General features: G+C 66.6%; 22 protein-coding genes. 6 read left to right on the top strand and 16 right to left on the bottom strand.

Features of this window, described 5'->3' with window-relative positions; all coding sequences use genetic code 11:
* Positions 1-10 precede the first annotated feature (10 nt).
* The 3 genes from QRN13_RS01790 to QRN13_RS01780 all read right to left on the bottom strand — a co-directional run bounded on the left by QRN13_RS01790 (position 11) and on the right by QRN13_RS01780 (position 3,225).
* The gene (locus tag QRN13_RS01790) at positions 11-985 is read right to left on the bottom strand and encodes an SDR family NAD(P)-dependent oxidoreductase (RefSeq protein WP_502868568.1); all 975 of its coding nucleotides are present in this window, start codon (positions 983-985) and stop codon (positions 11-13) included.
* Complete coding sequence (locus tag QRN13_RS01785; protein ID WP_055805536.1) at positions 985-2,307, bottom strand: UDP-glucose dehydrogenase family protein; 1,323 nt, start codon at positions 2,305-2,307, stop codon at positions 985-987. Before QRN13_RS01785 ends, QRN13_RS01790 begins: the two co-directional genes overlap by 1 nt.
* Before the next feature lie 126 nt (positions 2,308-2,433).
* Positions 2,434-3,225 (bottom strand): PhoH family protein, encoded by a 792-nt coding sequence (locus tag QRN13_RS01780; RefSeq protein ID WP_091752533.1) that lies wholly within the window; start codon positions 3,223-3,225, stop codon positions 2,434-2,436.
* 310 nt (positions 3,226-3,535) lie between these two features.
* On the opposite strand from QRN13_RS01780, the gene QRN13_RS01775 reads away from it, so the two are divergent.
* Positions 3,536-4,063 (top strand): gamma carbonic anhydrase family protein, encoded by a 528-nt coding sequence (locus QRN13_RS01775; protein ID WP_284876601.1) that lies wholly within the window; start codon positions 3,536-3,538, stop codon positions 4,061-4,063.
* Here the strand turns inward: QRN13_RS01775 and QRN13_RS01770 are convergent.
* From QRN13_RS01770 to tipF, 4 genes are all read right to left on the bottom strand, one after another.
* On the bottom strand, positions 4,058-4,990 hold the full coding sequence (locus QRN13_RS01770) for a bifunctional riboflavin kinase/FAD synthetase (protein WP_284876600.1): 933 nt from the start codon (positions 4,988-4,990) through the stop codon (positions 4,058-4,060). The genes QRN13_RS01775 and QRN13_RS01770 overlap by 6 nt on opposite strands.
* Complete coding sequence (locus QRN13_RS01765; protein WP_017506733.1) at positions 4,990-5,451, bottom strand: MaoC family dehydratase; 462 nt, start codon at positions 5,449-5,451, stop codon at positions 4,990-4,992. The genes QRN13_RS01770 and QRN13_RS01765 overlap by 1 nt, the downstream gene beginning before the upstream one ends.
* A gap of 39 nt (positions 5,452-5,490) precedes the next feature.
* Positions 5,491-6,360 (bottom strand): TIGR01459 family HAD-type hydrolase, encoded by an 870-nt coding sequence (locus QRN13_RS01760; RefSeq protein WP_284876599.1) that lies wholly within the window; start codon positions 6,358-6,360, stop codon positions 5,491-5,493.
* Positions 6,361-6,547: 187 nt separating this feature from the next.
* Positions 6,548-7,822, bottom strand: a complete 1,275-nt coding sequence (gene tipF, locus QRN13_RS01755; RefSeq protein WP_055754202.1) for a flagella assembly cyclic-di-GMP phosphodiesterase TipF — start codon at positions 7,820-7,822, stop codon at positions 6,548-6,550.
* Between the two features lie 109 nt (positions 7,823-7,931).
* Between tipF and QRN13_RS01750 the strand changes: the two genes are divergently transcribed.
* Positions 7,932-8,702 carry an SDR family NAD(P)-dependent oxidoreductase gene (locus tag QRN13_RS01750; RefSeq protein ID WP_284876598.1) on the top strand — a complete coding sequence of 257 codons (771 nt, stop codon included), beginning with the start codon at positions 7,932-7,934 and terminating at the stop codon, positions 8,700-8,702.
* Between the two features lie 43 nt (positions 8,703-8,745).
* On the top strand, positions 8,746-9,660 hold the full coding sequence (locus QRN13_RS01745) for a lysophospholipid acyltransferase family protein (protein ID WP_284876597.1): 915 nt from the start codon (positions 8,746-8,748) through the stop codon (positions 9,658-9,660).
* On the opposite strand, the gene QRN13_RS01740 is transcribed toward QRN13_RS01745, so the two are convergent.
* From QRN13_RS01740 to ileS, 5 genes are all read right to left on the bottom strand, one after another.
* On the bottom strand, positions 9,618-10,124 hold the full coding sequence (locus QRN13_RS01740) for a response regulator (RefSeq protein ID WP_284876596.1): 507 nt from the start codon (positions 10,122-10,124) through the stop codon (positions 9,618-9,620). The two genes, QRN13_RS01745 and QRN13_RS01740, sit on opposite strands and share 43 nt — an antisense overlap.
* Before the next feature lie 66 nt (positions 10,125-10,190).
* On the bottom strand, positions 10,191-11,048 hold the full coding sequence (locus QRN13_RS01735) for a M23 family metallopeptidase (protein ID WP_284876595.1): 858 nt from the start codon (positions 11,046-11,048) through the stop codon (positions 10,191-10,193).
* The gene (locus QRN13_RS01730; RefSeq protein ID WP_055805601.1) at positions 11,045-11,245 is read right to left on the bottom strand and encodes a DUF2093 domain-containing protein; all 201 of its coding nucleotides are present in this window, start codon (positions 11,243-11,245) and stop codon (positions 11,045-11,047) included. Before QRN13_RS01730 ends, QRN13_RS01735 begins: the two co-directional genes overlap by 4 nt.
* Before the next feature lie 40 nt (positions 11,246-11,285).
* Positions 11,286-12,539 (bottom strand): cation:proton antiporter domain-containing protein, encoded by a 1,254-nt coding sequence (locus tag QRN13_RS01725; protein ID WP_284876594.1) that lies wholly within the window; start codon positions 12,537-12,539, stop codon positions 11,286-11,288.
* Positions 12,540-13,290: 751 nt separating this feature from the next.
* Positions 13,291-16,200 carry an isoleucine--tRNA ligase gene (gene ileS / locus QRN13_RS01720; RefSeq protein WP_284876593.1) on the bottom strand — a complete coding sequence of 970 codons (2,910 nt, stop codon included), beginning with the start codon at positions 16,198-16,200 and terminating at the stop codon, positions 13,291-13,293.
* 302 nt (positions 16,201-16,502) lie between these two features.
* On the opposite strand from ileS, the gene QRN13_RS01715 reads away from it, so the two are divergent.
* The gene (locus QRN13_RS01715) at positions 16,503-17,405 is read left to right on the top strand and encodes a hypothetical protein (protein WP_235559236.1); all 903 of its coding nucleotides are present in this window, start codon (positions 16,503-16,505) and stop codon (positions 17,403-17,405) included.
* A 128-nt stretch (positions 17,406-17,533) separates the two neighbouring features.
* Here the strand turns inward: QRN13_RS01715 and QRN13_RS01710 are convergent, their stop codons facing one another.
* The 4 genes from QRN13_RS01710 to hfaA form a co-directional block, all read right to left on the bottom strand.
* Entirely contained in the window at positions 17,534-20,419 is a 2,886-nt protein-coding gene (locus QRN13_RS01710; RefSeq protein ID WP_284876592.1) for a M16 family metallopeptidase, read from the bottom strand.
* Positions 20,420-20,529: 110 nt separating this feature from the next.
* Positions 20,530-21,789, bottom strand: coding sequence for a holdfast anchor protein HfaD (hfaD, locus tag QRN13_RS01705; protein WP_284876591.1), 1,260 nt, complete (start codon positions 21,787-21,789; stop codon positions 20,530-20,532).
* Positions 21,716-22,732 carry a holdfast anchoring protein HfaB gene (hfaB, locus tag QRN13_RS01700; protein WP_039247049.1) on the bottom strand — a complete coding sequence of 339 codons (1,017 nt, stop codon included), beginning with the start codon at positions 22,730-22,732 and terminating at the stop codon, positions 21,716-21,718. Before hfaB ends, hfaD begins: the two co-directional genes overlap by 74 nt.
* Complete coding sequence (gene hfaA / locus QRN13_RS01695) at positions 22,729-23,169, bottom strand: holdfast anchoring protein HfaA (RefSeq protein WP_055754167.1); 441 nt, start codon at positions 23,167-23,169, stop codon at positions 22,729-22,731. The genes hfaB and hfaA overlap by 4 nt, the downstream gene beginning before the upstream one ends.
* Positions 23,170-23,288: 119 nt before the next feature.
* Between hfaA and QRN13_RS01690 the strand changes: the two genes are divergently transcribed.
* A complete protein-coding gene (locus QRN13_RS01690) occupies positions 23,289-23,960 on the top strand; it encodes a rhomboid family intramembrane serine protease (RefSeq protein WP_284876590.1) in 672 nt (223 codons plus the stop codon).
* Positions 23,961-24,063: 103 nt separating this feature from the next.
* Positions 24,064-24,489 carry a CBS domain-containing protein gene (locus QRN13_RS01685; protein ID WP_284876589.1) on the top strand — a complete coding sequence of 142 codons (426 nt, stop codon included), beginning with the start codon at positions 24,064-24,066 and terminating at the stop codon, positions 24,487-24,489.
* Positions 24,490-24,789: the final 300 nt, after the last annotated feature.

The following is a 24,789-nucleotide window of genomic DNA, read 5'->3' as shown; positions in this document are numbered from 1 at the left end:
CCTTCCTGCGTCAACCGTTCTCGTATTGACGCCACCAGGCGACGAACTTTTCCAGTCCGATCTCCAGCGGGATCCCGGGCTGATAGCCGCACAGGGCGTTCAACTTTGAAATGTCGGCATAGGTGGCGGTGACGTCGCCGGGCTGCATCGGCCGCATGATCTTGTTCGCGCTGACGCCCAACGCGGTTTCCAGCGTGGAGATCATCTCCATCAGGCCGACGGGCTGGCTGTCGCCGATGTTGTAGACCTCATGGACGCCCCGCGCGGGGGGACGGTCCAGAACGGCGACCACGCCGTCGACGATGTCGTCGATATAGGTGAAGTCGCGCGCCATCTTGCCTTCGCCATAGACCTCGATCGGCTCGCCGCGCACGATCTTCTGGGTGAAGCTGAAATAGGCCATGTCGGGCCGGCCCCAGGGGCCATAGACGGTGAAGAACCGCAGGCCCGATTGCGGAAAGCCGTAGAGCTTGGCGTAGCTCTGGCTCATCAGTTCGCACGAGCGTTTGGTCGCGGCGTAGAGCGAGACGGGATTGACCGTCGGATCGTCTTCACGAAAGCCCGAACCCTCCAGCGGCCGATCGCCATAGACCGAACTGGACGAGGCATAGACCAAATGGGTCACGTCATTGTGCCGCGCGGCCTCCAGCATCGACAGATGGCCGGCCAGATTGGACCGCTCATAGGCGAAGGGGTTTTCGAGCGAGTAGCGGACGCCGGCCTGAGCCGCGAGGTGGACGATCCGCTTGACCCCGGCGTCTGAAACGAGGGCACGCATCTGCGCGTGGTCGGCGATATCGGCGCGGACCATCCTGAAACCGTCGCGACCCTCAAGCCGAGCGGCGCGGGCGGCTTTCAGGCGCGGATCATAGTAGTCGTTGAAGACATCGACGCCGATCACCTGCTCGCCCCGGTCCAGCAGGCGCTCGGCGACGTGCATGCCGATGAAGCCGGCCGCACCGGTGACGAGGATCGGCGACCCCATCAGCCGCGCCCGATGCCCATGTAGCGGAAGCCGCGATGCTTCATGTCCTCGGGTCGATAGATGTTGCGCAGATCGACCAGGACCGGCTGTTTCATCAGCAGCTTGATGCGGTCCAGATCCAGGGCGCGGAACTGGTCCCATTCAGTCACGAGGACCACAGCGTCAGCGCCGACGACGGCGTCATAGGCGCTGTCCTTCATCTGGATGTCCGGCAAAAGCTTAGCGGCCTCATGCATGCCTTCGGGATCGAAGGCCTGGACGGTCGCGCCTGCGGCGATCAGGGCAGGCGCGATGTCCAGTGATGGGGCGTCACGCATGTCGTCGGTGTTCGGCTTAAACGTCAGACCCAGAAGGGCGACCGTCTTGCCCTGGACACTTGTCCCCAGGGTCGCGGCGACGCGGTCGGCCATGGCCTTCTTGCGGGCGTCGTTGACCTCGACCGTCGCCTCAATCAGCTTTGTCGGCGCGCCATACTGCTGGGCGGTGCGGACCAGGGCGATAGTGTCCTTGGGGAAGCACGAGCCGCCATAGCCGGGGCCGGCGTGCAGGAACTTCGAGCCGATACGCTTGTCCAGGCCGATGCCGCGCGCGACCTGCTGGACGTCGGCCCCGACGGCTTCGCACAGGTCGGCCATCTCGTTGATGAAGGTGATCTTCATCGCCAGGAAGGCGTTGGCGGCGTATTTGATCAGCTCGGACGTGCGACGGCCCACGAACAGCAGCGGGCTCTCATTCAGGTTCAGCGGACGATAAAGTTCGCTCATCACCTTCTGCGCGCGGCCGCCGGCGTCGCCGGTCATGTCGTCGATGCCGATGACGACTCGGTCGGGACGTTTGAAGTCGCCGATCGCGGCGCCTTCACGCAGAAATTCGGGGTTGGAGACGACGGCGAAGTCGGCCTTCGGATTGGTCTTGCGGATGATGGCTTCGACCTCATCGCCCGTGCCGACCGGGACGGTCGACTTGGTGACGACGACGGTGAAGCCTTCGATCAGGCCGGCGATCTCCTCGGCGGCAGCGTGGACGTAGGACAGGTCGGCATGGCCGTCGCCGCGACGCGTCGGCGTGCCCACTGCGATGAAGACGGCGTCGGCCCGGCGAATGGCCTCGGCGCCGTCCAGGGTGAAGAACAGTCGACCTTCGCGCACATTGGCGGCGACCAGATCATCCAGCCCCGGCTCATAGATCGGGATTTCGCCCCGCTCCAGCCGCTCGATCTTGGAGGGATCCTTGTCGATGCAGGTGACGACATGGCCGAAGTCGGCGAAACAGGCGCCGGACACCAGGCCCACATAGCCCGTCCCAATCATCGCTACGCGCATCGAAATCCCTCATCAGCCGCGAGCCGACCTTTAGCGGTGCGGTGCGCCCGGGGACAATGGCTTTTGGTTTCGCGGTGCAACGCGCCTGCAGCCGACGCCGTCCAGCGGCGGCTGCAGGATCGGGCTTTAGAGGACGCCGATCATCGAGGCGACCAGCGGGTGGCGGACGATGTCGCGCTCGGCCAGACGCACCACGGCGATGTCGGGTACGGCCTCCAGTCGCGCCGAGATGTCCGACAGGCCCGAGATGCCGGGCAGCAGGTCCGACTGCTGCGGATCGCCGGTCACCACCATGGTCGAATGCCAGCCTAGGCGGGTCAGCAACATCTTGAGCTGGACGTAGGTGCAGTTCTGCGCCTCGTCCACGACGATGAAGGCGTTGTTCAGCGTGCGGCCGCGCATATAGCCGACCGGGGCGATCTCGATCAGACCTTCGGCCATCAGCGCCTTGACCCGCTTCATCGACAGACGATCGGACAGGGCGTCGTAGAGCGGGCGCAGATAGGGAGCCAGCTTGTCTTCCATGTCGCCGGGCAGGAAGCCGATGGATTCGCCGGCCTCGACAGCAGGACGGCTCAGGACGATGCGGCCGACCTTGCCCGCCTCCAGCGCCTCGACCGCCTTGGCGACGGCGAGGTAGGTCTTGCCGGTGCCCGCGGGACCCAGCGCCATGACCAGGTTGTGGTGGTCGATGGCCTCCATCAGCTCGCCCTGGCCCTCGGACTTGGGCTTCAGCGTCTTCAGGTAGCCCTGGTCGCGGTCATCGTTCGAAGGATAGGGCGACCAACCGGATCGTTCATTGTGGGGCGCGTGAAGCCGACGAACTTTCGACTCCTCCATGAAATCACGCGAATCCAGGATTCCGTGTTCACGCGTTTGACGCTTGGTTGCAGCACGCTTGGTCATGGACGCCTCCAGGGCATGAAAAAAGGCGGACCCGAACGGGCGCCGCCTTGGATGGTCTTGGGGAGGAACAGGTCGCGGCCTGCAGAGCAGCGGCCCGGATCGACAGCAGGGCCGTCTGCAACGGGGTGCGCCCGCCGCCGAACAACCGAACCAGGATCCCAACGCGCCACGCGAAAGCCCCGACTTGATGACCGGATCGGGCTTGATCCGGTTTCGGATCCGGGGCCGAAATGGCGACCCACGAATCGCATCAACAGAATGATGCTATCGTGGTTAGCGATCCGTTAAAGCCCTCGTTTTTCAAAGATTAGGCGGTGTACAGATGACCATTTACGCCTTGGGCGACAGCAAACCGCAGCTTCCGCCGCAGGGCGAATACTGGGTGGCGCCAAGCGCATCGGTGATAGGGAACGTGATTCTCCATTCCAACGCCAGTGTCTGGTTCGGCGCCGTGCTGCGGGGGGACAACGATCCGATCACCGTGGGGCCTGACAGCAACATTCAGGACGGCAGCGTGCTGCACACCGACATGGGGTCGCCGCTAACGCTGGGGCGCGGCGTGACGGTGGGGCACAAGGCGATGCTGCATGGCTGCGAGGTCGGGGACTACAGCCTGATCGGCATCGGGGCGGTGGTGCTGAATGGGGTCAAGATCGGCCGGAACTGCATCATCGGGGCCAATGCGCTGATCACCGAGGGCAAGATCATCCCGGACAACAGTCTGGTGGTGGGCCAGCCCGGCAAGGTGGTGAGGGAGCGTGACCCGGCGCAAATCGCCGTGCTGCAAATGTCAGCCGAACACTATAAGCAGAACTGGAAGCGGTTCGCGACGGAGCTTCGGCCTCTATGACCGGCTGAGGATGGATCGCGCCGCGGCCGCATCGGCGTCGATCTGGGTCTTCAGGGCGTCGAGACCGTCGAAGGTCTCCTCGCCGCGCAGCCAGGCGACCAGTTCGGTGTCCAGCGTCTGGCCGTAAAGGTCGCCGTCGAAGTCGAACAGCCAGACCTCCATCAGCGGGGTCTCCAGCGCATACATGGGACGCACGCCCAGGCTGGCGACGCCGTCGATCACCCGTCCGTCCGGCAATCGGCTGCGGGTCGCATAGACGCCATAGGCGGGGCGCATATAGTCGCCGAGCGCGACGTTGGCCGTCGGCACGCCGATGGTGCGGCCGCGCTTGTCGCCGTGGATCACCTCGCCGCGAATGGCGAAGGGGCGGCTCAGGATCGCGGCGGCGCGGGCCATGTCGCCGGCCTTCAGGGCCTCTCGAACGGCGCTGGACGACAGTTTCAGCCCGTCCGCGTCATCCAGCCGTTCGGCGACCGAGACGGTGAAGCCCAGCCGCTCGCCGTAGGCGCGCAAGGCTTCGGGCGAGCCGGATCGGCCCTTGCCGAAGGTGAAATCGAACCCGACGGCGGCGTGGCGGACGCCCAGACCCTCGGCCAGAACCCGCTCGGCGAAGGCGGCGTCGGTCATGCCGGCCATCTCGGCGTCGAAGGGCAGGAGATACAGGATGTCCACACCCAGCGGCGCCAGGGCCTCGGCCATCTGGTCGGCCGTCATCAGTCGAAAGGGCGCGGCGTCCTTCTGGAACCAGCGGCGGGGATGAGGATCGAAGCTGACGACGCCGAGCGGCGCGCCCAGCCGTTCCGCCGCGTGACGTGCGCCGGCGATGACGGCCTGATGCCCGCGATGCACGCCGTCGAAAGCGCCGACGGCGACCGCCGCGCCTTTCAGCGCGTCCGGCAGGTCGCGCCAGTCGCGGACAATCTGCATCAACGCTGGGACGGTTTGCGCCGGCGCGGGACGCGGACGACGGCGACGCCGTCCATGATCATGGTTTCGCCAACGAAGCCTTCGCAGCTAAGCTTGACCCGCGCGCTCTCGGGCTCGACCTCGATCACGGTGATCAGGATGCGCACGACGTCGTCGATCCGCACCGGCTGATGGAAGGCCAAGGTCTGAGAGATATAGATCGAGCCGGCGCCCGGCAGGATGGTGCCAACCACGGCCGATCCGAACGAGGCGCTAAGCAGGCCGTGGGCGATCCGGCCGCGATAGGCGGTCTTGGAGGCGAAGGCCTCGTCCAGATGGACCGGGTTGAAGTCGTCGGACGCCTCGGCGAACAGCCGAATGCGGTCCTCCGTCGCGACGACGATTTTCTCGGCCGCCATGCCGACGTGAAGTTCGTCCAGGATGTAACCACCGGACGGATGTTGCTGAACCAATTCGACCATGGATGAGGCTTTAGCGGCGGTGCGACAAAATGGCGAGCCTTACCAGTTCAGTTCGAGCGCGGCGTATCGCGCATAGGTCGTTTCCGCCTTCAGCAGAGCGGCGGCGCGGGCGGGATCGAGCGCGCCGTCTTCGCCCTTGGCCTGGTCGCCGTGGATGCCCTGGGCGATGAACAGGCAGTCCAGCCCTTGCGCGTTTGCGCCCATCACGTCGGTGACGACGCCGTCGCCGATGCACAGGACGCGCGAGCGATCGACGGGTCGGCCCAACAGGCCTTGCGCCTCCTTGATCGCCAGATCGTAGATCGGGGCGAAGGGCTTGCCCACCATCACGACCCGGCCGCCCTGCGATTCATACAGGTCGGCCAGCGCCCCGCCGCAATAGATCAGCTGGTCGCCGCGTTGGACGACGCGGTCGGGATTGGCGCAGATCAGTTCGATGTCGCGTGCGGCGCCGACGGCGAACCGCTCACGGTAGTCTTCGGGCGTCTCGACCGTGTCGTCGACCGGGCCGGTGACGGAGATGAAGGCGGCGTCCTCTGGCGACGCGGCGCGCTCGAGGCCGAGACCGGCGTACAGCGGCGCGTCACGCTCGGGGCCGACGATCCAGGCCGGACCGGGCGCGCGCCTGGCCAGTTCGGCGCGGGTCGCGTCGCCTGAGGTGACGAAGGCCTTCCACGCCTCGCGCGGCACCCCCAGCCCGTCCAGCTGAGCGATCACGTCCGACGCCGGGCGGGGCGAGTTGGAGATCAGCACGACATGGCCGCCCTCGCGGTTGAACCGCGTCAGCGCCTCGCATGGGCCAGCCCAGCTTTCGCGCCCATTATGGATCACGCCCCAGACGTCGCAGAGCAGGATATCATAATCGCCGGCGACGGCGCCGAGGTGGGGCAGGGCGTGGGGGAGGGTCATGGCACGTTGGTAGCGGCTAGGACGCAGGGGCGAAAGTCTCCTCCCCATGAAATGGGGAGGGGGACCGCGAAGCGGTGGAGGGGGTCTTGAAGCGGGCTCGGCGCCTGTGATGGGAAGAAGCCACTACGTCACGGCGCAAAGGCGCGCCGTGCCACCTCCCCACGGAGTGGGGAGGAGACGGACTGTTTTAGCTGAACCGGCGACGCTGCTCGGCGCTGCGCAGGGTCGAGCGCAGGAACTCGGCCGGAGGGTCGGTCTCGGCCAAAACCTGTTCCTTGATGGCGCGGGGTTCGCCGAACAGGTGGCCCTGGCCCATGCCGACGTCCAGTTCCAGGATGTCGACGACCTGGCGTTCGTTCTCGACCTTTTCGGCGATGACCTCGACGCCGTAGCGGCGGGTCAGGGCGGCGAAGTCGGCGGCCTGGATGTCGGGCATGGAGCGCAAGGGCGCGCCGCCGTCCAGGTCCAGCAGTTGTTCGATCATCAGGTCGGCCGCGACCTTGATGAACTTGACGTCCGAGCGTTGCAGATCGGCGAAGTCGAGGTCCAGCGTCTGCACCTTGTCCAGCGAGAAGCGGAAGCCCAGGTCGGCCAGCTTGGCCATGTTGCGCGCCTCGATGGCGCCGCGCGCGTCGAAGGTGGCCTGACCTAGTTCGAAGATCAGCGCCTGGTTCAGGTCGCGGTTCTCGCTGAGGAAGTCCAGGAACTGCGGGAAGAAGGTCTCGTCGCCCAGCGAGGTCAGGGCCACGTTGCAGAAGACGCCGACCTTGCGATCCTGACGCGCCAGCCGCCGCACGATCTGGGCGCAGCGGAACAGCAGCAGATTGTCGATCGCCGGCACCAGGCCCTCGCCCTCGGCTAGGGACAGATATTCCGCCGGCATCATGACGCGGTCGGTGGCGTCGCGCAGCCGGGTGAAGCTCTCGTAGAAGATCGTCCGGCGTTGGGGCAGGGAGACGACCGGCTGCAGATACAGATCGACGCGCCCTTCGCTGAGCGCCTCGTGGATGGTGCGCAGCAGTACGTTGGACTGGGCCATGCGACGGCCCTCGAAGGTCTCGACGCCGATATGCGGTGCGGCGGCCAGGCGCTCGTCGATGCTTTCGCTCATCTGCTGGACCAGCGATTCCAGCATCCGGACCTCGCCGGTCAGGGCGTCGGTGTCGGACAGGACGCCGGTCTCGATGGCGTGCGCCAGTTCGGTCAGGGCGCCCTGGGTCGATTCCATCGCATCGGCGAGCAGACGGTGGGCCTCGCGGACCTGGCCGATTTCCTTCTTAAGCACGCGGCGCTCAGCGATGCCGGTGACGATGCCGTGGAAGGCCCCCAGCAGACCCAGTGCGCCGAGCGTTCCGGCCACGCCTGCGCCGATCCCCAAGCCCGCGCGCCACAGGAAGGCGCCCACGGTCATGCCGAGGAACAGATAGGCGAAGTAGAGAAAGCCCGTTGTTACGTTGCGCATCGGCTGGCGGTCGGCCACTCCCGGATGGAATCGCCTGAGTATCAGGCTATCAATGTCATTCGGCTAGAGCGGGGCTGCAAATATCCCCGCCAAACCTACGGGAAACGCAATGGAACTGTTCGATCTGACCGGCAAGGTCGCAATCATCACCGGCTCATCGCGGGGAATCGGCAAGGCCATCGCCGAGCGGCTGGCCGAACATGGCGCAAAGGTCGTCATCTCGTCGCGCAAGGCCGGGCCTTGCGACGAGGTCGCCGCCGAGATCAACGGCAAATATGGGGAGGGACGAGCAATCGCCGTTCCCGCCAACATCGCCTCGAAGGACGACCTGCAGCGGCTGGTCGATGAGACCAACGCCGCCTTCGGCCAGATCGACATCCTGGTCTGCAACGCCGCGACCAATCCCTACGCCGGGCCGATGGCCGGCATCGCCGACGACCAGTTCGAGAAGATCCTGCAGAATAACGTCATCTCGAACCACTGGTTGATCCAGATGGTCGCGCCGCAGATGGTGGAGCGGAAAGACGGGGCGATTTTGGTGATCTCGTCCATCGGCGGGCTTCGCGGCAACGCGTTGATCGGCGCTTACAATATTTCCAAGGCGGCGGACATGCAGCTGGTGCGCAATCTGGCGGTGGAGTGGGGGCCGTCGAACGTGCGGGTCAACTGCATCGCGCCTGGGCTGGTTCAGACCGATTTCGCCAAATATCTGTGGGAGAACCCGGAGCTGCTGAAACAGGTCACCGAGCCGGCGCCGCTGAAAAGGATCGGCCAGCCCGATGAAATCGCGGGCACGGCGGTCTATCTGTGCAGCCCTGCGTCGGCCTATGTGACCGGCCAGACCCTTGTGGTGGACGGTGGATTGACGATTGCCTGGTGAAGACACGCGCTCAAGCCGCACGGCGGGCGGTAGCGCGACAAGCGTGAAGCAGGATCTGATCTGGCGCCTGGAGGCCTTCGGCTTTCAGGCGCTGTTCGGCTTTCTGCGCCTGTTGGGTGTCGAGCGGGCGTCCGGCTTGGGCGGCTGGCTGCTGCGCACTCTGGGGCCGCTGACCGGCACGCAGAAGACGGTGATGCGCAATCTCCGGATCGCCTTTCCCGACATGCCGAGCGATCAGCGCGAGGCCCTGGCCTTGGCGCAGTGGGACCAGACGGGCCGGACCTTCGCCGAGCTGGCGGTCATGGATCATCTGACGCCCGAAGGCGGGCGGGTCGAGGTGGTCGGGATGGAGCGGCTGCACGCCCTGCGCGACAGCGGCAAGCCGGCCGTTTTGATCTCGGGCCATCTGGCCAACTTCGAGGTGATGGCGGCGGTGATCATGGCCTCGGGCGTGCCGTGTCAGGTGACCTATCGCGCCGCCAATAATCCGTATGTCGACGCCCTGATCCGCCAGAGCCGTGAGCGGTACGGCATCCGCCTGTTCGCACCCAAGGGCGACGGGACGCGCGAGCTGATGGCGGGGATGAAGCGCGGCGACTCCATCGCCTTGCTGGTCGACCAGAAATACAACCAGGGGCCGGAGGTGGAGTTCTTCGGCCAGCCGGTGAACGCATCGCCTGGAGCGGCGAGGCTGGCGTTGAAGTTCGACACGGTCATGCTGCCGCTGTCGGTGGTGCGCCTGCCTGGCGTGCGGTTCCGGGTCACGGCGCACGAGCCGATCGTGGTCAATCAAAGCGAGGACAAGGCGGCCGATACTCTGGCGGGCATCCAGGCCGCCAATCGCTTCGTCGAGGACCGGGTCAGAGAGCATCCCGTGGACTGGTTCTGGGTCCACAAGCGTTGGCCGGACAAGGTCTATGCGGCGTTGGACCGCGAGGCGTCCGATCCTCGACGGTAGGGCCCGGCGTAGTCGGGCGTATCGCGGCGTCGACGGCAGGGGCCGATATAGCCGTCGGCCTTGATAAAGGGGCGCGGCTTCATGATGACGGCGTTCAACCGATCCAGCACGGCCTTGGCGGTGATCGGCTTGACGATGAACTCGGTCACCCCGGCGTCGCGGGCCTCGTAGACGCGGCTGCGTTCGGAATGGCCGGTCATCATGATGATCGGCAGAAACGGATTGGGGCTGTCGGGGCTGGTGCGGACGAGGCGGGTGAACTCGACCCCGTCCAGCGGGAACATGTTGAAATCGACGATGGCCAGATCGATCGCGTGGCGACGCAGCAAATCGAAAGCCGTCGCGCCTTCGGACGCCTCATAGACGTTGCGTATGTCGGCCGAATGCAGCACGGCTGACGCGATGGCGCGCATATTCTGATTGTCGTCCACAAGCAGGACGCTCAGCGATTTCAGAGAAAACATCGGGCCCCGCCAGATCTTCGATCGAGGCTAAGTGGATATGCGTAGTCTCGCAAGAGGAGCCTTTGATCAGGCTAGACTTTCTGGAACACGCGCCCCGATCATGAGTGACGGATCCAGGTTGCGATCGCGCCATTTCATGCGCCAGCACAGGTGGGGGCCGGTGGCGCGGCCGGTCATGCCGACGCGGCCCAGCGCATCGCCGCGCCGGACGCGTTGGCCCAGCGCCACGTCCAGCCGCGACTGATGCAAATAGCAGCTGATCAGGCCCTGACCGTGGTCGATCAGGGTCAGACCGCCCTCGAAATGCATGTCGGGGCGGACGAAGGCGATGCGGCCGTCGGCGGGTGCGCGGATCACGCTGCCCTGGGGGGCGGCCAGGTCGATGCCGTAGTGCGGCCGGGCGGGCGTGCCGTTCAGGACGCGCTGGGCGCCCCAGGCGCTGGAGACGCGGTAGCTCTCGAGCGGCCAGGCGAAGCCATCCTTGAAGTCGTCGGAGTCGATGCGGCTGGCGAAGCCCTCCGTCTTCAGCGCGATCTCCTGCTCGATGCGGGCCAGGAGGGCGGGATCGCTGGGCTCGACGGTCGAGGACGGCAGGCCGTTCACGCTGGTCGAGGGGAAGGCGTAGGGAGCGATGTCGAGGGTGCGCCGGGCCGACCGGTCGCCGGACCGGGCTTCGATCTGGCTGGTTGGACCGGCGTCGCGGTCGAAGCCGATCACGAAGAGGCCGGTGGTCGAGGCGGTGGTCAGGGCCTCGCCGTCGACGAAGATCAGAGCGCGCGGCGCGGTGCGGCCGAAGGCGTAGCCGCCCTGACGCCAGGCGCCGTTCAAGGCCAGCGGCAGGGCGTTGCGGTCTTCAGCCATCAGCGGGGCGGCGATCAGGCTGGCGCCCGCGCCGGTCAGCAGGACGCGGCGCGACGGGATCATTTTTCGCCTTGCTGGGCCGCGATGAACTCGGCCGGGCCGAAATAGGGCTGCTGACGGCTGGGGCTCCAGTAGCGGAGGACTTCCAGCGGGATCGGTTTGTCCGTGACGGCGCAGCGCACGAAGCGGCCCGGCTTCAAGACGGCGAACTCGCCGTCGCCATAGTGAAGAACGGCCTGATCTGCGGCGATTTTGTCCATGAGCGGACGATAGCGGGCGCCGGACGGCGCGGAAAGGGGCTCAGGGCGCCGCGACCGCATCCGTGATCGGGCCGTCCGCCGCTGCGGGTCGGATCGCGCCGGCTGCGGGCGGCTTCGGCTTGCCGCCCATCCGGTCGGTGAACAGGAAGACGAAGGGGTTCAGCGAAATCGACAGCAGGGCGGCGGCCAGGATCAAATCGTGGGTCTCGCGGCTCATGGCGCCCAGGGACACGCCGAGCGCGGCCAGGATGAAGGAGAACTCGCCGATCTGGGCCAGGGACGCCGCGACGGTGAAGCCGGTCGACCGATCCAGCTTGAAGGTCTTGGTGATGACCAGGGCCGCGACCGACTTGCCGACGATGACGATGCCCAGAACGCCCAGGACCGCCCACGGCTGGCGCACGACGATCATCGGGTCAAACAGCATGCCGACCGAAACGAAGAACAGCACGGCGAAGGCGTCGCGCAGGGGCAAGGACCGCTCGGCCGCGTTGTGACCCAGCGGCGAGGCGTTCATCACCAGGCCGGCCAAGAAGGCGCCCAGTGCGAAGGAGTGGAACAGGAAGTAGGCCAGCCAGGCGATGCCCAGGGCTATGGCGAGGACGCCCAGGGTGAAAAGCTCGCGCGACTTGGTGTGGGCGATGCGGATCAGCAGCCAGGGAATGACTTTGCCGCCGACGACCAGCATGCCGACGACGAACAGCACGACCTTGAGCAGGGTCAGGCCGACGTCTGCCCCCAGGGCCGCAAAGTCCGTCTGGGTTCCAGCCGGAACCAGCACCATCGGCAGCATGACCAGGGCGATGACGATGACCAGATCCTCGACGATCAGCCAGCCCACGGCGATGCGGCCGATCTCGCCCTTGACCTGTTTGCGCTCCTCCAGCGCCCGCAGCAGGACGACGGTCGAGGCGACGGACAGGGCGAAGCCCATCAGCAGGGCCTCGACATCGCCCAGGCCCAGCACGAACCGGCCGAGCCCCCAGCCCAGCACGGTGGCGACGCCGATCTGAACCAGGGCGCCGGGGATGGCGACCTTGCGGACCTGCATCAGGTCCTTGGGCGAGAAATGCAGGCCGACGCCGAACATCAGCAGGATGACGCCGATCTCGGCCAGTTGCGGCGCCAGTTCGGTGTCGGCGACGAAGCCGCCCGTATAGGGGCCGACGATCACGCCCGCGACGAGATAGCCCACCAGGGGCGACAGTTTCAGCCGATGCGCCAGCATGCCGAACACGAAGGCGAGGACGAAGCCCCCGACCAGGGTGAGAATCAGGCTGTCGGCATGCGGCATCAGGGCTCCTGTCGCGAGCGAAGGTGGGATTTGGGTAGGCTTTGCAGTTGGGGCGCGAGGGGCGGTTTGACAAGATGACGCAGTGTCGCGCGCGACGGAAAACGGCTTTGTCTTCGCGGCGTTCGGCCTGCGAAGTCTGGAGGGCTGGGCGGAGCGCCGGGCCTTCGCCCGGAGTTCTGTGGTTTGAGTTACCGTTTCGACGAAGGGTGTGACGCTCCGCGCGGGGGGTTGGCCTGCAAGCTCGGGGCGCCGAGCGGTGGCGGTCTTATCGCCTAACCCCATAAGCCTGCGACGGGCGGGTCGGAGCAGCGATCCCCGATCCCCGGTGCGGCCGAGTATCCCCCTCGACCCTGCGACGCGACTGCGGACGCCGGGGCGATTCCCCGGCCGATCAGCCCCGGCGCCGCGATGGGATTTCACCACCGCCCCCGTTCCCTCCGCTCTCGCCGCCGCAAGGTCGCAGGCCAGGCGAGCCCTCCATGCGACGAGACGGATGCATTATGGGGGCGTTTGACCCCGTGGATGGGACACGGGGGACATAAATCGGCAAGCGGTTGAAATCGCTGCGGATGGACCAGCGGCATTGCGATGGCTGGACATCGTCTCCTCCCCATTTATGGGGAGGTGGCTCGAAGCGCAGCGGAGAGACGGAGGGGCTTTTCGCGCATCCCGGCGCTTAAGCGGCGTCTAGAACCCCTCCACCGCTTCGCGGTCCCCCTCCCCGCCAGGCGGGGAGGAGACGGTGTTGTGGTCAGGCGTGCGTCTGGTCCCAATACCGAACCGCATCGGCGTCGCGGGCCGAGAGGTCGGGGTAGGCGGGGTCGGAGCCGACGTCGGGGACGCGGCGCCAGGAGCGGGCGCACTTGGGGTGGTCGGCGACAGCGACCGTGACCGAGATGCTCTCGCCTTCGACAAGATCGGCGCCCGAGGTGCGGAAGATCTCGGCAGCGTCGAGGCCTTCGAACGGGGCGAAGGCGGAGGCCGGGGCGGTGACGGTCGGCCACGCGTCAAGGGCGCCGCCGATCAGCTTCTCGCGGCGGGCGGCTTCAAGCGATTCATTGACCACTTCGAGAACCGTATTGATCGCCGCCCAACGCTCGGCCTCGGCCGGATTACGCCATTCGGCTGGGGTGTCGGGGATGACCCGCGCGCAGTTGGAGCCGGCGTCGGGGAAGCGCGTGGTCCAGGCCTCTTCCATCGTGAAGGGCGTCAGCGGGGCCAGCCAGGCGGTGAGGCGCATGAAGACTTCGTCCATCACCGTGCGGGCGGCGCGACGGCGCAGGCTGTCGGGGCGGTCGCAGTACAGGGCGTCCTTGCGGATGTCGAAATACAGGGCCGACAGGTCGCCGGCGCAGAACTCCAGCACCGGACGGACGACGTCCTGGAAGCGGTATTCGCCGTAAGCCGCACGGACCTGAGCGTCCAACTCGTGCAGGCGGTGCAGGACGAACTTCTCAAGCGGCGGCATCTGGTCCAGCGGCAGGCGTTCGGCCTCGTCGAAATCGGCCAGGGCGCCCAGCAGATAGCGGACGGTGTTCCTGAGCTTGCGATAGGCGTCGACCGTGGTCTGCAGGATCTGTTTGCCGATCCGCTGGTCGTCCGAATAGTCGACCAGGGCCACCCACAGACGCAGGATGTCGGCGCCGGATTCCTTGATGATGGTCAGGGGGTCGGTCGTATTGCCCTTGGACTTGGACATCTTCTCCCCCTTCTCGTCGAGGGTGAAGCCGTGGGTCAGGACCGCCTTGAACGGGGCGCGGCCGCGGGTGCCGCAGCCTTCCAGCAGGGACGACTGGAACCAGCCGCGGTGCTGGTCGGAGCCTTCCAGATAGAGGTCGGCGGGCCAGTGGGCGGGACGGTCGCCGGTATAGCCGTTTTCCGGCAGGCGCGGGTCGAGCGTAAAGGCATGGGTCGAACCGGAGTCGAACCAGACGTCCAGGATATCCTCGACTTTTTCGTAGCGGGCCGGGTCGTGGGCGCCCAGGAAATCGCTGTCGGGCGCGGTGAACCAGATGTCGGCGCCGTGTTCGGCCACGGCCTTGACGATCCGGGCGTCGACCTCGGGGTCATGCAGGGGCTGGCCCGTCTGTTTGTCGATGAACATGGCAAGCGGCGTGCCCCAGGCGCGCTGGCGGCTGACCAGCCAGTCGGGACGGCCCTCGACCATCGAGCGGATGCGGTTCTTGCCGGCGACGGGATGGAAGGCGGTGGCGTCGATGGCGTTCAGCGCCGTCTCACGCAGGGTGTCGCCGCTCTTCAAGGGTTGATCCATGCGGATGAACCACTGAGGGGTGTTGCGGAAGATGATCGGCGCCTTGGAGCGCCAGCTGTGCGGATAGGAATGCTCCAGTCGCCCGCGCGCCAACAGATTGCCGGCCTCGATCAGCTTTTCCATCACTGCGCCGTTGGCGGGACCGAACTTGCCGGTCTTCTTGCCCTCGGTCTCCAGCACCTTGAGGCCCGCGAACAGGGGGACGCCGGGGTAGTAGGCGCCGTCGGGATCGACCGTATCCGGCACCTCGTGATGGCCGTGGGCCTTCCAGACCTCGAAGTCGTCGGCGCCGTGGCCGGGCGCGGTGTGGACGAAGCCGGTGCCGGCGTCGTCGGTGACGTGATCGCCGGCGAGCAGAGGCACGGAGAAGCCGTAGCCGCTGTCGAGCGCGGCCAGCGGGTGGGCGGTCTCTAGGCCCGAAGGATTGATGTCGTAGACACGGGTCCAGGCGGCGATCTTGGCGGCCTTGAACACGTCCTCGGCCAGCTTGTCGGCTAGGATCAGGCGGTCGCCGGGCTTGGCCCAGGGCGCGAATTCCAAGCCTTCCTCCATGGCCGTGACCTCATACAGGCCATAGGCGATCTCGGGGCCGTAGCTGATGGCGCGGTTGGCCGGGATGGTCCAGGGCGTGGTGGTCCAGATGACGATGGACGGGGTACTGGTGCGGAAGGCCAGGAGATCGTCGGGATGGTCGTCCGACATGGCCGTGACTGGGAACTTGACCCAGATGGTCGGGCTGACGTGGTCGTGATATTCGATCTCGGCGTCGGCAAGCGCCGTGCGCTCGACTGGCGACCACATGACGGGCTTGGAACCGCGATACAGCTGGCCCGAGTTCTTGAACTTGTGGAACTCGGCGACGATGGCCGCTTCGGAGGTGAAGTCCATGGTGGCGTAGCGGTTGGCGAAGTCGCCGACGATGCCCAGCCGGTGGAACTGGTCCTTTTGCAGGTCGATGTATTTGCCGGCGTATTCGCGGCAGGCGCGGCGGAACTCGTCCTTGGACACCTCGTCCTTGCGGCGGCCCTTGGCGCGGAACTGCTCCTCGATCTTCCACTCGATAGGCAGGCCGTGGCAGTCCCAGCCGGGGACGTAATCGACATCGTAGCCCAGGAGGAACCGGCTGCGGACCACGAAGTCCTTCAGCGTCTTGTTCAGGGCGTGGCCGATGTGGATGTCGCCGTTGGCGTAGGGCGGGCCGTCGTGCAGGACATAGAGGGGGGCGTTCTGCTTCTGTCGCTCAGCGCGCAGGGTCCCGTAGAGGTCCCCCCACTGTTCCAGGATGACCGGCTCCTTCTGGGGCAGGCCGCCGCGCATGGGGAAGGGCGTCTCGGGCAGGAAGACGGTGTCGCGATAGTCGCGGGCGTTAGATTCGGGGGCGTCGGCCATGGGTCGTCTCGGCGTCTTGAAAATTAGGTCGCTGTCTTCGTTCGCCCGATCATCAGGGCGGTCTTCCCGGCGTGCACGGGGCCATTCGGCCCAGGAGCGCTACGCCGGGCGGCTAATCGAAATCAGGCGAATGGAGACGCGGACGGTCATTGTGCGGGCGGTCTAGCAGACGGATGCGGCATTGCGCCATCCCGAAGCGCAGGCCTCATCAACGGAAACGAAAGGCTTTTGCGGTTTTGTGACGGGAGGATCGGCCGGAATCTTGTTCGGCCGACACGATATTCGCTTGGGAGTTCCCGCCGATGCGGCTGCGGATCACGAAATGGATGCTGGGCCTGGCGGCCGGTCTCGCCGTCTCGGCGGGCGCCGGAGCCGCGCTGGCGCAATGCACGTCCGGCTGTCAGCCGCCGCCCTGCACCTCGTGCGAGCCTCCGCCTCCGCCTGAGCCGCCGCCCTGCAACGGCGGTGGAAACTGCGGTCCCGGCGGCGGTGGAAACTGGAACGGCAACATCAACACCAACGTCAATGTGAACGTGAACCTTGGCGCGAGCGCCAATGCGAACGCGGGCGCCGGGGCCAACGCCAACGCGGGCGCGCGGTCCTACGTCAATGCGCGGGCCGGCGGCTTCTCGGGCAGCTTCGGCGGAGGGGGCGGCGCGGCCTATGTCAGCGTCGATCAGCCCTATCCGACCACCATCCAGGGCCTGGCCGTCGAGGGCGTGATCGCCCAGACGGTTCGCACCCCCTACAGCGCCTTCCGCAGCATGATGAAGCGGGTCGTCATCCAGGCCGTCTGCATCGACGACCGCCAGGTGCCGCACCCCGCCTCGCAGGTGCGGCCGGATCGCGAGATCGCCGAAGGGTTCGAGGGCGAGCTGTATCGCTGCCTGTCGGGCACCTGGCTGCAGGCGACCATCGCCGACTACAACGGCGACATCAGCTTCGATCACGGCACGACCCTGACCTGCCGCAAGCATGAGGCGCTGTGGTACGGAACGGGCGGCAAGCTGGAATGCCGGCCCGAGAAGCCCGAGCGGGATTGCAACGAGCGTTCGCTGCTGCGTCGCTACGGCGCCGGGATCAAGATCCTGACGATGTATCGCGAAGAGGAATACACGGAATACCGCGAAGAACAGGTCGAGAGCGCGACCGTGCTGACCGGGGTGATCACCCTGGACGGCGGCGTCGGCGGCCGGGTCTTCTGAACCGGACCTAAACACGCCCGTTCAGCCGCCGATCAGGCGGGACATGAGATAAGGCGACCGTCGGCTCTCCGTCGACGATCCTGACGACTGGCCCCGGTTCGCGCGAACCGGGGCCTTTTTCGTGGGCGTTACTGGGCCGCCGGCTGAGCCGTGACGGTGGCGCGCCAGGCGCTGTCGGACTGCAGATACTGGCGAGCCAGGGCCTGAAGGTCGGCGGCGGTGACGGCTTCCAAGGTGGCGATCTGGTTGCGGGTCTGGTCCAGCGTCGCCGGATCGCTTTGGGCCTGCGACAGTTGGGTCAGCCAATAGCCGTTGTCGGCCATGCTGCGACGGATGCGCTCAACGGCCGGGCGACGGGCGCGGTTCAGTTCGTCCTCGCTGATCGGATTGTCGCGCAGGTCGGCAGCGATGGCGTCCACCGTCTCGAACAGCTTGGGCAGGGCGGCCGGCGGGGTTTCCGCGGTCACCGAGATGAAGCCGTAGCCAGGATAGGTGTCCGAGGCTGTCGAGCCGGCGCTGGGCGAATAGGCCAGGCCCTGCTTCTCGCGGATCTCGTCGTTCAGGCGCAGTTGAAGCACGTCCGACAGGATCGACAGCTGACGCGCGGTCTTGCGATCTTTGACCTGGTCGGTGGTCGGCCAGGCGACGAAGCCCAGCGCCTGTTCGGCGGGGCCGGTGTGATACAGCTGGACCGGCGTAGCGGTCGGGGCGGGGAACTTGCGCACCGTCGAGCCGGCGGGCGGTGTGGGCGCCTCGCCACGCGAGGGCAGGGCGCCGAAGGTCGAGCCGACGGCGGCGATGACCGCGTCGACGTCGACGTCGCCGACGACGGTGATCTCGACCGGACCCTGGGCCAGGGCCGAGCGAACGCCCGAGCGGATGTCGTCGATCTGGATCGCGGCGATCTGTTCGGCCGTCGGGGTCGTCTCACGCGCATCGCCGCTGGCCAGCAGGCCCGAGGCGTCGCGTTGGAAGACGCCGCGCGGCGTGGCGCCCAGCTGGGCCAGGATCTGCGGGAACATGGCCTTGGTCTGTTCGAACGAGGCGCCGCGCAGACCCGGATCGGTGAGATAGGCGGCCAGGACCTGAAGCTCCAGCTGGAGATCGGTGGGCTTGGTGGCGCCGGCGAAAATATAGGCGTCGCCGGCCTGATTGACCGCGGCGCTATAGGTGCGGCCGCTGAGGACGCGGTTCATTTCGTCCAGGCTGAGCTTGCCCAGACCCCCGGGGGCCAGGACCGTGCTGGCCATCGACAGGGGCGACAGGGTGTCGGCAGGCAGGCCCAGTTCGCCAAGGCCGGTGCGGGCGCTGACCAGAATCTGATCGGCGCGGAAGTCGGTCTTCTTGATGTTCAGCAAGGTGCCGTTCGGGAAGCGAACCAGGGTCGCGCCCAGATCTGCGACTTCCGAACGGGCGGCGGGGACCGCCGGGGCGCCGAAGTTGTCATAAGGCCATTTCAACTCGGCCTCGGCGGCGCGGGCTTGCACCGGGGTGTTGCGCGAGGCTTCCAGCGCAGCGGTGACGGCGGCCTCGCCGCCCTCGACCGGGACGGGGGAGCTGAACAGCAGCAGCGGGCCCTGGCCCTCGAACACCGCCTTGGTGGCCTGATTGACCTGATCGACGGTCAGACCTTCGACGGCCTTGTTGAACAGATCAAGATTGGTCTGGGGCGCGCTGAACACCTGGTCGTCGTTCACGGCGCCCAGAAGGCCGGTCGCCAAGGCCGGAGTCGAACGGGTCGCGGCCGAGGCGACGGCGTTCTGAAGCGCGGTGCGGGTGTTGACGATCTCGCGCTGAAGCTCGGCGTCGCTGACGCCGTATTCGGCCAGGCGACGGCTTTCCTGCTCGACGCTTTCCAGCGCACGCTGCCAGCCGCCCGGATTAAAGGCGACCGACAGGGTGCCGGCGTCCAGGCTGTCGAACAGCGACTGATAACCGGCTCCGGCACCGATGAAGGGCGGGTTGTCAGCGCGGGCGATCTCGCCCAGGCGACGGTTCAGCACGGCCAGACCCAGGCCGCGACGGACGTCGGCGGCGCGTTCGGCGGCCGTGTCGGGGCTGAGGTCCGGGGCCTTGATCCAGTTAATCTGGATCGAGGACTGGATGCCCGGCTCGACCAGGATGCTGGTCTGCGGTTGACGCGGGGCGACGGTTCCCAGGTCGGGCTCCGGACCATCGGCGGCGGTCGGCTTCCAGTCGCCGAAGGCCGCGCGGACCTTGGCCTCCATCGCATCCACGTCGAAGTCGCCCACGGCGATGAAGGTGGCGCGCGAGGGGCGATAGTAGGCGTCGTAGAAGTCGACGAAGCGCTGGCGCGGCGCGGTGCGGATGATGTCGAGGTCGCCGATGGGCAGGCGTTCCGACAGACGCTGGCCGGGCGCCAGAAGGCCGAGCTGGGTCTTCAGCACGCGCAGTTGCGGCGTGTCGCGGGTCCGTTCTTCGCCGACGATGACGCCGCGTTCGGAATCGATGGCGTCCGGCGCCATCAGGGCCGCCGACATCATCTCACGCAGGATGTGCAGGCTGGGATCGACCGTCTCATCCTTGGTATTGGGCAGCTCCAGCATATAGGCGGTCTGGTCGAAGCTGGTGAAGGCGTTGGTGTCGGCGCCGAAGGCGAGGCCCAGGCGTTCGAGGATGCGAAGCATCTCGTTTTCCGGCACGTCCTTGGTGCCGTTGAAGGCCATGTGCTCCATGAAGTGAGCCAGACCCTTCTGATCGTCGCGCTCCATCAGCGAGCCGGCGTCGATGCGCAGACGGAATGAGGCCTGACCCGGAGGCGTCGCATTGTGCAGCAGGGCGTAGCGCATGCCGTTGGGCAGCAGGCCGTAACGGACGGCCGGATCGGCGGGGATGTCGCTGGCGGCCTGGGCCCAGGGGGCGGACGGCGCGACCTGACCGGCGGCGGCCGCAGCGGGCGGCGCGGTCTGGGCGAGAGCAGGGGCGGCGAACGCCCCGGTGGTCAGGGCCAGTCCCGAGACGGCGACAAGCAGTAGATGACGCGCAGAACGCATAATATCACTCCGAAACCGCAACCCCCGATGGCGCGATGCCGGATGTGTAAAGTGTGCTTGCCTTCGCCACAAGCGGGGCTGGCGAACCTTACCGACTTGTCATGTTCGGATCAGCCGCCGGGGCGGCTGATGTAGAAGCTGGCGCTGTTGCCGACGGCGTTGGCGCCCACCACGGCTGTGCGTCCGGACGAGACCGTGGCGTTGGTGGTCGCGGTGACATTGCCGCTGTTGGTCTGGTTGTTGTTGACGTTGACGTCGCCGCCGCACTGGGAACAGGCATAGCCCGTCACCGCATTGCCGACCGCGTCGGAGCCGACATAGGCGTCATAGCCGTTGACGCCGACATAGGTCGCGTTGGCCTCGACCCCGCCGGTGTTCAGCTGAGTGTTGTCGAGCTTCAGATAGATGTCGTTGTTGCCGGCGACCGTCTCGTTGGCGACGCTGCGGGCCGCCAGAACCGTCTGGCCCTGGAGGTTGGTCTGGACGCGGGCGTCGGCGCGGACGCGGCCGGCGTTGGCTTGGTCCGTCTGGATCAGCATGGAGCCGCCGGCGTTGGCGGTGATCGCCTGATTGGCCCCGGCGTTGGCGCCGACCGTCAGGTCCCAGCCGTTGTCGACATAGACATCGGTGCGCGCCTCGGTCGTCGAGGCGGCGTTCGACTGGCGGATGGCCAAGTCCTGGTGCGAGGCGCCGGTGGTGTTCGTCTGGACCGCATTGGCGACAGCCTGGGACGAGAAGGTCGCGGGCGCGGGGATGTATTGAACGTCGGCGACGGTCTCGGCGAAGACGGTGGTCTGGGCCCTCTGGTCGATGACGCCGGTCAGGGACGAGGAGGGGCCGCCCAGGGCGACGGTGTTGGCGACGGCGGTGCTGGTCGCGAAACCGCCTTGCAGTATGCGGCCATTCGGCGCCTGGACATAGGTTCCGGCCTCGACCCGGTCGCCGGTCGCGGACTGGCTGGCGTCCACGGCGAAGGTCGCGCGATCGGTGGTGACGCCGAGATAGTTGCCGCGCGCGGTCGTATCGACGCTGAGCTGACCGTCGGCTTCTCCGCTCACAACCACATTGCTGCGGGCCACCGTGGCGCCGGTCATCGACTGGCGCGAGACCAGGCCGGCGGAGGCGGCCGTGACCCCGCCCGCAAGCGCATTGCCCTGGGCGTTTGTGCTCACGGTCACCTGATCGACGGACAGGTCGATATCCACCAGGCCGGTGACATCGCCAGTCTGCGTCTGGGTGCTGGAGCAGGTTTCGCCGGCTTGCGGATCGCAGGCCGGTGTCTGCTGCGCGCTCGCCTCAGTGGCGAGTGCGGCGAACGTCGCCGTCGCGGCCATCATGCCAACGAGACGGATCGGCGCGGGTCTGGCCATTGTTGGTGTCCTGAGTGGGATAGGCCGGATAATAGCCGCCGGTCGGGCCGACCGTGGAATCGCCGAGCGGATCGTTGGCGGGGTTCAGGCAGATTTCGGGGCCCGGCGCGCCATAGAGGTTGGCCATGAACTCGACTGTGGCCCGTTCGACCAGGGCGCGGACGGCCAGCTGCGTCGGCTCCATCCCGCCCGTGCCGGCCGAGATGTCGAAGACGTTGCCGTTCAAGAAGTCGAAGACGCCGGCCGAGATTTCGCGCCCGATGATCTGCTTCTGATAGGAGACGACATCGACGACCTCGAGCGTGGTTGTCTGGACCAGGCGCAGGTCCATGGCGATGTTCATCACATAGACGCGGTGGTTGACGATGCCCGAGCCGGGGCGGTTGCTGTCGACCTCGCCCCCGGCGATGTCGAAGCCGCCGGAGCGGATGTTGTAGTTCACCTCGGTGATGCCGCCGACCACATAGAAGTCCGAGCCCGGCACCTGACCGGCCAGGATGCGGCGGTATTGCGTGTCTTCGGGCCCCTTGGCGTCGGGGGCCTGGTCGCCGATCAGCTTGTTGTTGGCGTAGCGCAGCTCAAGCTCGGACACCGAGGTGTCGTAGCGTTCGACGATGCGGGCGCCGGCCTTGGCCAGCGCCGAGTTCGCCATCAGCGAGGCGCCGCCCGTGATCTGGCGGCCGCCATCGGACGACACCGTGCCGGTGTAGTCGCTGATCCGGCCCACGGCCATGCGCGGCGAGGGCAGGTTGTAACGACGCGCGTAGTCGGCCAGGCAATAGAGCGCGGCGGAATAGGGGGTCGGGTTGGCGGTCACCGGCGCATTGCCGATCGGCGTCGCATATTGCCCCGACGGACCCGCGACGGGGCTGACGCAGCCGGCGAGCAGAAGGGCGACGGCCGAAACGGCGGCGGACCCCTTGATGAGATGACGGCGGCTCATGGCAGGTTGATATTCCCGTTCAAGGCCGTACCGGCGTTGATGGCGCCGGTATTGGTCTGGGTCGAATTGACGATGACGGTGTTGCGGCTGCCCTGGACCACCACGTTCAGCTGATTGCCGATGGCGGTGGAGCCGCCGATGGTCGTGCCGCCGTTGCTGGACGCGCCTGCGCCGGCATAGGCCGAGGCCGCGCCGCCGGACTGGCTGGAATAGGATGAGGCGCCCGACTGGATGATGCCGTTGACGATCAGGCGATTGCCGTTGGCGTCGCGGGTATAGCCGGTCGCGGCCGTATTGGCGGCCGTTCGCGCGCCGCCATAGCCCTGCTGGAAGCGCGAAGCGCCGCCCGAACCCGTCGACTGCGCGATCGCCGGCACGCTTGCAGCGGCGGCGAAAGCCATGACGGCGGTGGATACAAACAGCCTCTTGGCGGGCATTCCGGGGTTCCTCGCGCACAAACGGACGCCGGACCACGAGCGTGATCCGCACCCCAACCTGCATTAAGGTTATTAAGAAGCGCTTGATGTGACGCAGGTCACTGAGCATTTGTGGCGTCATGTCAGACGCATCCGGTCGATTCGATCCGCCGAACAGCCGCCCGGCGCGAGAGCCGATGTTCAACGTGCCGCTGGTGGTGCTGCTGATCGCGGTGTCGATGCCGACGCTGTATCTGTTCCAGCGCGACCTGCCCGACATGGGCATGAGCATGGCGTTTGCGCCCATTGATCTGGAACAGGGACGGTGGGGCGGGCTGCTGACGGCCATGCTGCTGCACGGCGGCTGGACCCACGCCATCATGAATGCGGTGGCGGCGCTGGCGTTCGGGACGCCGGTGGCGCGGCTGTTCGGGACTAAGGTTGGTCCGACGGTCTTTCTGCTTTTCTATCTGGTCTGCGGCGTGTTGGCGTCGTTGGGCTATGGACTGATCCACTGGGGATCCAGCGAGCCGATGGTCGGCGCGTCCGGCGCCGTCTTCGGCCTGATCGGGGCCGCAACGCGACTGCTGGGTGGACAGGGCAGGGTGCTGCCGATGGGCGATCGCCGCGTGATCGGCGCAGCCATCACCTGGATGGCGGTCAACGCCGTGACCGGAATGATCGGCGGACTACCCGGCGCCGAAGGGGCCAGGATCGCCTGGGAGGCCCACGCGGTCGGCTTCGTCGTTGGCTTTTTGGCCATCGGTCCCTTGGGGCGGATGTTCGGAACGGGCGCCGCGCCTCATCCGTGAGGCGCGTTGATTCCGGAAGGGGGGTGAGCGATCATCGCTCCCTGAGCGGCCCTGTTGCCATTCCGGCCCTGCGGTCGTCTCTTATTAGAGAGAAGGGATCGCGATGTTCGTCGCCGAAATCCTCAAGACCAAGGGAAACGCCGTCTTCTCCATCGCGCCGGATCTGACGGTGACGCAGGCGTGCGCTGAATTGGAGCAGAAGCGGGTAGGGGCGTTGGTCGTCTGTGACGGCGACCGCGTGGTCGGGGTGTTTTCCGAACGCGATGTGGTCAAGGCGTTGGCGGCCGATGGCGCCGATGCGCTGCACCGTCCGGTCGCCGACTATATGACGGCCAACGTAATTTATGCCGAACCGGCCGAGGAGATGTCGGCCTTGATGACCCGCATGACCGATCGGCGCATCCGGCATCTGCCAGTCATGCAGGCGGATCGTCTGGTCGGCGTCATCTCCATCGGAGACGTGGTGAAGTGCCAGATCGCCGAACACGCCCACGAGGCCGAGAGCTTGCGGACCTATATTGCAGGTTGAGAGGCGCGTGCGCCGTTGGCCGATTCCGGTTTTGCGAGAAACTTCCCCCGGACTGTCAGAATCCGCTTGCTGACAAATCCGCCTCTCCGTATAGAGCCGCCTCGCTCGGAAACGGGCCGGCCGGCGGGGCGGTGGGGATGAAAATCTCCAAGGTCCCACGGAAGAAAGAAGCGAAAAACTTCTTGCTTTCATCGGTTGGTTTAACTAGGTTCCGCGCTCCAATCGAATCGCCGACGGGTTTTTAGAGGTAAGCCTCGCTTTCCTCCGGTGGTTTCTTGCGGTCTGAAGGGTTCGCTCTTC

The organism is Brevundimonas sp. MEB006b (assembly GCF_030209705.1).
GTDB lineage: Bacteria > Pseudomonadota > Alphaproteobacteria > Caulobacterales > Caulobacteraceae > Brevundimonas.
Note: the sequence above shows the minus strand (reverse complement) of the source record. Positions and strands in the feature narration are given on the sequence as shown.

Coding starts and splice junctions, on each gene's coding strand:
- hfaD (WP_284876591.1), bottom strand. CDS start 21,789: ATGGCCAGACCCGCGCCGATCCGTCTCGTTGGCATGATGGCCGCGACG.
- QRN13_RS01730 (WP_055805601.1), bottom strand. CDS start 11,245: ATGGACAAAATCGCCGCAGATCAGGCCGTTCTTCACTATGGCGACGGC.
- QRN13_RS01725 (WP_284876594.1), bottom strand. CDS start 12,539: ATGCCGCATGCCGACAGCCTGATTCTCACCCTGGTCGGGGGCTTCGTC.
- QRN13_RS01790 (WP_502868568.1), bottom strand. CDS start 985: ATGGGGTCGCCGATCCTCGTCACCGGTGCGGCCGGCTTCATCGGCATG.
- QRN13_RS01685 (WP_284876589.1), top strand. CDS start 24,064: ATGTTCGTCGCCGAAATCCTCAAGACCAAGGGAAACGCCGTCTTCTCC.
- ileS (WP_284876593.1), bottom strand. CDS start 16,200: ATGGCCGACGCCCCCGAATCTAACGCCCGCGACTATCGCGACACCGTC.
- QRN13_RS01750 (WP_284876598.1), top strand. CDS start 7,932: ATGGAACTGTTCGATCTGACCGGCAAGGTCGCAATCATCACCGGCTCA.
- QRN13_RS01690 (WP_284876590.1), top strand. CDS start 23,289: ATGTCAGACGCATCCGGTCGATTCGATCCGCCGAACAGCCGCCCGGCG.
- QRN13_RS01710 (WP_284876592.1), bottom strand. CDS start 20,419: ATGCGTTCTGCGCGTCATCTACTGCTTGTCGCCGTCTCGGGACTGGCC.
- QRN13_RS01775 (WP_284876601.1), top strand. CDS start 3,536: ATGACCATTTACGCCTTGGGCGACAGCAAACCGCAGCTTCCGCCGCAG.
- QRN13_RS01735 (WP_284876595.1), bottom strand. CDS start 11,048: ATGATCCCGTCGCGCCGCGTCCTGCTGACCGGCGCGGGCGCCAGCCTG.
- QRN13_RS01765 (WP_017506733.1), bottom strand. CDS start 5,451: ATGGTCGAATTGGTTCAGCAACATCCGTCCGGTGGTTACATCCTGGAC.
- tipF (WP_055754202.1), bottom strand. CDS start 7,822: ATGCGCAACGTAACAACGGGCTTTCTCTACTTCGCCTATCTGTTCCTC.
- hfaB (WP_039247049.1), bottom strand. CDS start 22,732: ATGAGCCGCCGTCATCTCATCAAGGGGTCCGCCGCCGTTTCGGCCGTC.
- QRN13_RS01760 (WP_284876599.1), bottom strand. CDS start 6,360: ATGACCCTCCCCCACGCCCTGCCCCACCTCGGCGCCGTCGCCGGCGAT.
- QRN13_RS01785 (WP_055805536.1), bottom strand. CDS start 2,307: ATGCGCGTAGCGATGATTGGGACGGGCTATGTGGGCCTGGTGTCCGGC.
- QRN13_RS01770 (WP_284876600.1), bottom strand. CDS start 4,990: ATGCAGATTGTCCGCGACTGGCGCGACCTGCCGGACGCGCTGAAAGGC.
- QRN13_RS01740 (WP_284876596.1), bottom strand. CDS start 10,124: ATGTTTTCTCTGAAATCGCTGAGCGTCCTGCTTGTGGACGACAATCAG.
- hfaA (WP_055754167.1), bottom strand. CDS start 23,169: ATGCCCGCCAAGAGGCTGTTTGTATCCACCGCCGTCATGGCTTTCGCC.
- QRN13_RS01715 (WP_235559236.1), top strand. CDS start 16,503: ATGCGGCTGCGGATCACGAAATGGATGCTGGGCCTGGCGGCCGGTCTC.